Genomic DNA, 7,741 nt, shown 5'->3' with positions numbered 1-7,741 from the left:
ATCGAACAAGGCTCCATCACCGAACTCAGCTCTCTCGCAGGCCGCTTCTCAGAATTCTGGCGCCAACAAGAATCCACCACCGGATGGCGCATCACCACAAACGCCAACTAGCTAGCTAGCTGCCCGCCATCGCGTCGCGGAGGCTCTTGGGCCGCATGTCGGTCCAGTGGACCTCGATGTACTCGACGCAATCGGCACGCGAGGCCTCGCCAAAGGCCACGCGCCACTGCGCCGGCACCTCAATGGCCGTCGGCCACAGACTGTGCTGCTCCTCGTCGTTGACCAGTACGTAAAAGACGCCGCTCTCGTCATCAAATGGGTTGGTACTCACTTGTTTTCCTTTCGCGACGAGCCGATTCGGTACTGCTGTGCCCGCCGAGCACTCGATCGGACAACAATCCGAGACAGCTGAGATTGGGGAACCCCGGGCCCTGGGTCAGACCCGAGAGTGTCGGAAGGATGAGCTTAGGAGTCAGACCATTGACGGACAGGTCGTGGCCAAGGGATTCCTGCAAGACGTTACCGTCCACGGGGGCCCCCAGTTTGAGCTCCATGAGGTCAAGAGCGCTCTGGTCGAACAGCGGTAGGAACCACAATGCGTCGGCACCCGCCCCGTCGATCACCAGATCGAAGCCATGGACGGTTTCGGAGGGTTCGCCGGCACGGTCGCTGCGCAGCGTCAATCTGATCCGGTCTTCCAGGGCGACGGCATGGGCCACGCGGCCACGCAGATGGCGGATACGGTCGTCGGCCAACAGTGATTCCTGGACACGGGCCGAGAACACGCCGCGATCGGTGCGGTTCAACGCGTCGCGCCGTTCCTCCATGGTGTGGTGCAACCACCCGGTCGGATCGCTGAACAGCGCGTTCTCGAAGTACCCTTCACCACGGGTAAACAGTGTGACGCCGGGAGAGATCACGGTGATCGTCGAAACCCGGTGTCCGAAAAGCTCATTGAGCACTGAGGCGGCTGTCTCACCTCCGCCGATCACGGCGACACGTTCTGCGGTGAGGCGTGTTGATCCGGCACAGCGGCGCCAGAATTCGGCGATCGACAAGACATTCGGGTGCTCGGGTAGCACAGAACGCTCCGGCTGCCCGGGCCCCGTCACCATGACCGCGTCGGCGGCAATGGAACAGTCGTTGGTACCCACAACCCATCTGTCGTCATCGATAGACAGACTGGTTACCTCGCCCTGAACCACCTTCATATCGACCGTGTTGGCCACCCACGTCAGGTAGTCAGCCCAGCGCTTGTGCGTTGGCGCGGGCTTGTCGCGGTCAACCCACTCGGCGAACTGGCCGGTGGCGATGAGGTAGGACTGCCAGCTCAGACGCATCATCCGGGCGTCGATCTCGGCGTTACGCCCCGGCACCACGGCGGATCGATACGGGAAACCCACATCTTTCTCGGGGCTGGTACCCAGCCGGTGCTGTCCATCCGTCCAGCCACCGCACGCCTGCCAGTTGGCACCGACCTGCTGACGTTCGATCGCCACCACATCGGGTACGTCGACCCCGCATTCACGCAGCACCGCCGCCTTCGCGGCAACCGCCACCGCCTTGGCTCCCGCGCCTATCACTGCCAATGTGGACGTCACCATAGCTCCTTCGCCAGAATCCCCAGCTGTTCGTGCCAAATCGATTGCAGCTCGGTAATCTCCGAGCGCTCGAGCACCTCCGGGACCGCCTGCCACAGCGTTCCGATGGACGGCCCCTCGGTGGTCCCCATGATCAGCACCGCAATGCTGAGCTCGTGACGCACCGCCGATTCCGGCTCGGGCACAGGCGAACCCGATACCGAAAGCAAGCCATCGCGGCGTAGGAGGTCGCCCTCGAATCCACGATCGTGTCCGAGGTAGTTCAACAGGATCTGTGGATCGCGATACTGCCGCAGCACCGCGCTGGTGTCGGCACGCAGGTATCGCAGTAGCCCGTAGTCGATGGTCCGCCCTGGCATCGCGCTGTGCTGCCGGGCGACTCGCTCCACCAAACCGCGCGGTCCGATCCCCAGCGGATCGGTGCCACCCACGCGTAGCGGATACGCCGTACCGAGCAGACCCACGGTCTCAGCAGTCGCGTCCCCGCGTCCGGAGACCTGCACCGCCAGCAGCGTCTCGACCGCGGCCTGTCCGCGGCGGCGACGCCACTGGGCCACGGTGCGTGTCACTGCCGCCACCAGCAGTTGCTCCATCGGAATCCCCGAGTTCAGCAGGACCGCACTGACATCGGCCGGCGCGGACTCGACGGTGACCGCCACATCGGCCTCCCTGTCGAGTTCGGGCTCTATTCGACGCGAACCAATTGGGGGATCCTCACCGTCCAGCTGGGCGATCCAGAACGGCAGGCTGCCCACATCCCGAGCCTCGGCGACCAACGCATTGGCCCAACGGCGGTAGCCACCACCGGTCTGAGAGTTGGGCGGCACAGCACCCGCCACCAGCGACTGCCATCGAGATTCCAGCTCCTGCATGATGACTCGCCAGGAGGTGGGGTCAGCGGCGAGCTGATGCACCACGAGGATGAGGACTCCGGGCTCGCCTTCAGGGTGCAGCCATACCGCCGAGAGCATCCAGCCCTGTTCAGGATCGAGTCGGTCCACCGCACGGCCGATCTCGGCGCCGGCCGCATCGGACGGATCCTCCGTAAGAATCTCGACCAACCGGAGAGACTGCCGCGTGCGCGGAACCAGCTCCAGGCGCTCGCGGTCAAGCCGGCTGCGCAGCACCTCGTGCTCCCCGACCACCGCATTGAGAAGTTCCTCGAGCGTGGATCGGGTAATGCCCTCGGGCAGCCAGAAGACGTGGGTTTCGGCCAGCCGACGCGGGTTTCCATGCTCATAGAGGCGACGACCGCTGGGAAGCAACGGGATTGGCTCGCCCTCGCGATCCTCGTCATCCGCGACGAGCCCGCTACGACGCTGGTCGACCAACTTGGCCAAGCCTGCGACAGTGCCCCGCTCCAAGATCTCGCGGATGTCCACCCCGACTCCACACTCGGTCAGGATCGCCGCCGATAGCTTGCTCGCCAGCAGCGAATGGCCCCCTAGATCGACGAACGAGTCGTCCGCACCCACAGTCGCAACCCCGAGCAAGCGCGCATAAAGAGCCGCCACCTGTCGCTGAGTCGCGGTTTCCGGCTCCCGGCGTCTGGTCACGGACCCGACCTCCGGTGCCGGCAGTGCGTCCCGATTGATCTTGCCGTGCCGGGTGATGGGCATCTCGTCGAGCACGACATACGCCGCGGGAATCATGAAGTCGGGCAGGGCAGCCGAAATCCTGGCACGGATTCGATCGAGATCGACTACGTGTCCACCGACCGGAGTCAGGTACGCAACAAGACGCTTGCCGACGTGCGGCAGCTCATCGACCACCACGAGCGCCTGGCCGACGCTCGGGTCTACCTCGATGGCCGAGGCGATTTCACCGAGCTCGATACGGAAGCCTCGGATCTTCACCTGCTCGTCGGCGCGACCGACAAACTCGATGTCTCCGTTCGCGCTACGCCGCGCAAGATCACCGGACCGGTACATCCGCTGCCCGGGAACGAAGGGATCGGCGATGAAGCGCTGCGCGGTAAGACCGGCGGCCCGATGATAGCCGCGCGCCACATGCGTTCCGCCGATGTAGATCTCGCCGATGACCCCCACCGGCACCGGTCGCAGCGTCTGGTCCAGGATGTGAATCTGCGTGTTGATCTTGGGGGTACCGATCGGAACGGTCCGCGTCCCCTGAATTCCGCGCACCTTGTACCGTGAGGCGTTGATGACGGTCTCGGTGGGACCATAGAAATTATGAAGCGACGCATCGAAAGTGGCGTGAAACTTGTCCGCGACCGGACCGGGCAACGCCTCACCACCCACCGGCACCCGGCGTAGCGATTTCCATTGCGTGACTCCGGGTAGAGACAGCACCAGCCCCAGCAACGAGGGCACCATGTGCATCGAGGTAACGCCCTCGCTGTTCAACAGTTCCGTCAAATACGCGACGTCACCGAGTGCGCCCGGACGCGGGATGACCAGCCGGCCACCGCAGCTGAGGATGCCGAAAATCTCGCCCACTGATACGTCGAAGCTCGGCGAAGCCACCTGCAGTACCCGATCGGATCCGCTGACCCGATACTCAGCACGGAACCAGTTGAAGTACTCGGTCAGCGGACGATGCGTGACCGTCACACCCTTGGGCAGGCCCGTCGAACCCGATGTGTAGATGAGATAGGCGGCGTTGTCGGCGGTCAGCGGCCGCACCCGGTCCGCATCGACCGGCTCACGGGGGTCGAACTGCCCAACACCGGTTACCGGCTCCCGGATGACCAACTTCGGCTGCGCATCGCTGAGGATGTGCGCAATGCGATCGGCGGGGTAATTCGGATCAACGGGGACATAGACGGCACCGGCCTTGGCGATGGCGAGCGCGGTAATGATCAAATCCGGCGACTTGTCCAGCAGCACCGCGACATGATCTTCGGTACCGATCCCCTGCCCAATGATCCAGTGCGCCAGCTGGTTCGCCAGTTCGTTGGTTTCCCGATACGAGTAGTGCCGCCCCTCGTAGACGAGCGCGGTGGCATCCGGTTGTGCGGCCGCGCGGGCGGCCACCAGCTCGCCGAGCGTCGTCGGCTCCGCCTCAAATAGTTCTCCGGACGACACCTCCCGCAGCCACTGGGCTTCGCGACCGTCCATGAGATCCAGACTGGCCAGCGGGCGGTTCGGATCGGCGAGCGCGGAGTCGAGCAGATTGGCGAAGTGACGGAGCATCTGCGTGGTCAAACGCTCATCCAACACGTCCACCAGGTACTCGGCCACCACGTCGGCGCCATCGAGCCCGGTTTCGATCCGCAGGCCAAGCGGCACGTATGCCACCTGTCCTTCCAATGATGTTCTTTCACAGTGGATTCCAGGTGGGCAGAACCGGGCGGCGGAATCGGCACCCATCGCGAAGCCCACGCGCGCAACCACGCGGTCCAGACTCACCCGTTGGTGGGCAAACCCGTTCAGAGTGGTCCGATGTGCATTCGCCAGCAGATCCCGGAAGCTCTCACCGCTGTGCGGACGCATGCGGAGCGCGACGGTGTGCCCGAAGTGCCCGATGCTGCCCTGTGCGTGAGCTTCCCGTGTGGGAACCGGCGCGGCCACCAGGAAGTCTTCGGCATGTGTATACCGATGCAGCAGCGCTGAATACGCGGCCAACAACACCACATACGGTGTGGTGCCTGACTCTTGCGCAAGTTGCTCGACGCGGCCCATGACCGAGGACGAAAGACGCGCCGCGCAACGTGCGGCCTTCCAGTCGCTCGCAGCCACCGAGCCATTGACGCCCGGAAGCTCCAGCGGCTCAGGAGGATTGGCCATCTCGTCACGCCAGTACTCGAGATCCGCCTGATCGGCCCCATCGTGCGGAGGCCGTACCGGTAGCGGTTCCGCAATCACGCCGTGTACGTACGCGGTAGTCAGATCGGCAAGGAATACCGACCAGGAGTCGTCGTCCCATGCGATGAGGTGGGCGACGACGAGCATCACATGTTCCGCGGCGCCGGTGCGGATGACCGTGACACGCAGCGGCGAGTCCACGGTGAGATCGATCGGAGTCGCGAATTCACGCTGCGCCAGCACGCCCAGCCGGAGCTCTTGCGAGGTGCCCGCCAGGTCGCTGACATCGTGCTCGACCCATCGGACCGGTAGGTCTTCGTGCAGCACGGCCACCGGTTCGCCGTCGGGGCCGGCGCGAAACGTCGTGCGCAAGGTCTCGTGGCGGGCCACCACCGCGGTGACAGCGGCCCGCAATCTCTCGATATCCACCTCACCGCTGAGCCGGTACGAACGGCACAGGTTCATCAGCGCGGGCGTCACCCCGTGGGCGAACCATATGCGGTGCTGCCCTGCGGACAGCCGTGGCGCGGCATCGGGATCGAGGCCTGCCGACGCCCTTCGGCTGGTGACGTCCACCTCGACGCCACCATCGCTCACGGTGCGCAACTCGATCTCACCTCACGTTTTCGCTCTTAGTACAGGCTGCCCTAACTACGAGGAGGCTACCCTATCTAGACTGCGAGGGGTCACCCACGAGGAGCTGCGATGACTCAGGCCACATCGACCCCCATCCCTTCGGCTGAAGCGGCCGCGGCGGAAGGCTTTGTACCCTTTCCCGCGGCGCGTGCCGACGCATATCGCGCGGCCGGGTACTGGACCGGAAGGACCGTCGAGTCGCTGCTGCGCACGACCGCCGCCAGACGTGCCGATCATCCCGCGGTTATCGACGAGCACCACGCGATGACCTATCGCGAGCTCGACGTGGCCGCCGACCGCGCGGCGCATGCCTTCACCCGACTGGGCATCGTCCCCGGCGACCGTGTACTGCTGCAGCTTCCCAACCGGGCATCATTTGCGGTCGCATTCTTCGGTTTGATGCGTGCTGGCGCGATACCGATCATGTGCCTGCCGGGACACCGCGCCGCCGAGCTGTCTCATTTCATCGAGGTTGCCGATGCCGTCGCTCTGGTGATCACCGATTCCGCTGGCGGGTTCGACTACAGCGCACTGGCCGTCGAGCTATCCACAAAGCATGCCTGCCTGCGCCACATCGTGATCGATGGTGACGTACCTGCCGATGCCCCCGACCGCTTCACCGCCTGGTCCGGGTTGCTGGAAAGCGTTGAGGTTCAAGGTGACCTACCGACAGCGCAGACGGACCACCCGGCGTTGCTGCTGGTCTCGGGTGGCACCACCGCGGCACCCAAACTCATCCCCCGCACCCATGAGGACTACGTCTACAACGCGTCGCGGGCCGCACAGGTGTGCGGCCTCACCGAGGACGACGTCTACCTCGTGGCGCTGCCCGCCGGTCACAATTTCCCACTGGCATGTCCTGGTCTCATCGGCGCGATAAGCACAGGTGCCACTACGGTTTTCCTTTCGGATCCGAGCCCGGAGTCGGCATTTGAGACCATCACGCGCCACCGGGTGTCTGTGACGGCGCTGGTGCCATCGCTCGCCCAGCTCTGGGCACAGGCCACCGCCTGGGAGCCCGTGCTGCCGGAAACACTGCGGCTGCTTCAGGTGGGCGGTGCGAAGCTCGGCGCCGAGGACGCACGCACGGTTCGAGAATCACTCACCCCGGGATTGCAGCAGGTTTTCGGTATGGCGGAGGGCCTACTGTGCCTGACCCGTCCCGGAGACCCCTCGGACGTCCTCGACAACACCCAGGGTCGGCCCATGTGTGAGGCCGACGAGGTTCGCATCGTCGACGAGGACGGCGCCGAGGTGGCCCCGGGTGAGGCAGGTGAGCTGTTGGTCCGCGGTCCGTACACACTCAACGGGTACTACCGGGCTGAGGCCGACAACATGCGCTCCTTCACCGCCGACGGCTTCTACCGCAGCGGCGATCGGGTACGGGCGCGACCGGGTGGCTATCTGGAAGTCACTGGTCGCATCAAGGACGTCATCCTGCGCGGCGGGGAGTCCATCGCCGCATTGGACCTCGAATCGCACCTACAGACTCACCCGGCGGTCTACGCCGCCGCCGCAGTCGGATTACCGGATCAGTATCTCGGTGAGATTGTTTGTGCCGCAATTGTGTTCAAGGGAAAGCCGGTTGCGGCCGCCGAGCTGAATCAGCACCTACGGGACCGCGGTGCCGCCGCACACTCGCGAGTCGACAAACTGGTGGCGGTCCCCTCGCTGCCCCTCACCGCAGTGGGCAAGATCGACAAACGCGCCCTGCTCGCCTCGTTGACGGGCTAAGCC

Annotated in this window: 4 protein-coding genes; 1 reads left to right on the top strand and 3 read right to left on the bottom strand. The window is 64.8% G+C overall.

Features of this window, described 5'->3' with window-relative positions; all coding sequences use genetic code 11:
• Nucleotides 1–115: 115 nt before the first annotated feature.
• From AOT83_RS18340 to AOT83_RS18330, 3 genes are read right to left on the bottom strand one after another with little or no spacing between them, the layout of a single operon-like run.
• Nucleotides 116–331, bottom strand: coding sequence for an MbtH family protein (locus tag AOT83_RS18340; RefSeq protein WP_057965300.1), 216 nt, complete (start codon nucleotides 329–331; stop codon nucleotides 116–118).
• Nucleotides 312–1,601 carry an NADPH-dependent L-lysine N(6)-monooxygenase MbtG gene (gene mbtG, locus AOT83_RS18335; RefSeq protein WP_044104714.1) on the bottom strand — a complete coding sequence of 430 codons (1,290 nt, stop codon included), beginning with the start codon at nucleotides 1,599–1,601 and terminating at the stop codon, nucleotides 312–314. Before mbtG ends, AOT83_RS18340 begins: the two co-directional genes overlap by 20 nt.
• Nucleotides 1,598–5,974 (bottom strand): non-ribosomal peptide synthetase, encoded by a 4,377-nt coding sequence (locus AOT83_RS18330; RefSeq protein ID WP_057965299.1) that lies wholly within the window; start codon nucleotides 5,972–5,974, stop codon nucleotides 1,598–1,600. The genes mbtG and AOT83_RS18330 overlap by 4 nt, the downstream gene beginning before the upstream one ends.
• A gap of 99 nt (nucleotides 5,975–6,073) precedes the next feature.
• On the opposite strand from AOT83_RS18330, the gene AOT83_RS18325 reads away from it, so the two are divergent.
• Nucleotides 6,074–7,738 carry an AMP-binding protein gene (locus AOT83_RS18325; protein WP_057965298.1) on the top strand — a complete coding sequence of 555 codons (1,665 nt, stop codon included), beginning with the start codon at nucleotides 6,074–6,076 and terminating at the stop codon, nucleotides 7,736–7,738.
• Nucleotides 7,739–7,741 lie beyond the last annotated feature (3 nt).

The sequence above is a fragment of the Mycobacteroides sp. H001 genome (genome assembly GCF_001440005.1).
Classification (GTDB): domain Bacteria; phylum Actinomycetota; class Actinomycetes; order Mycobacteriales; family Mycobacteriaceae; genus Mycobacterium; species Mycobacterium gwanakae.
The sequence above is the reverse complement of the archived record's forward strand: the minus strand, read 5'-3'. Positions and strand labels throughout refer to the sequence as shown.

Bases quoted from the DNA above. Each gene is read 5' to 3' on its own strand.
- AOT83_RS18325 (WP_057965298.1), top strand. From the start codon at position 6,074: ATGACTCAGGCCACATCGACCCCCATCCCTTCGGCTGAAGCGGCCGCG.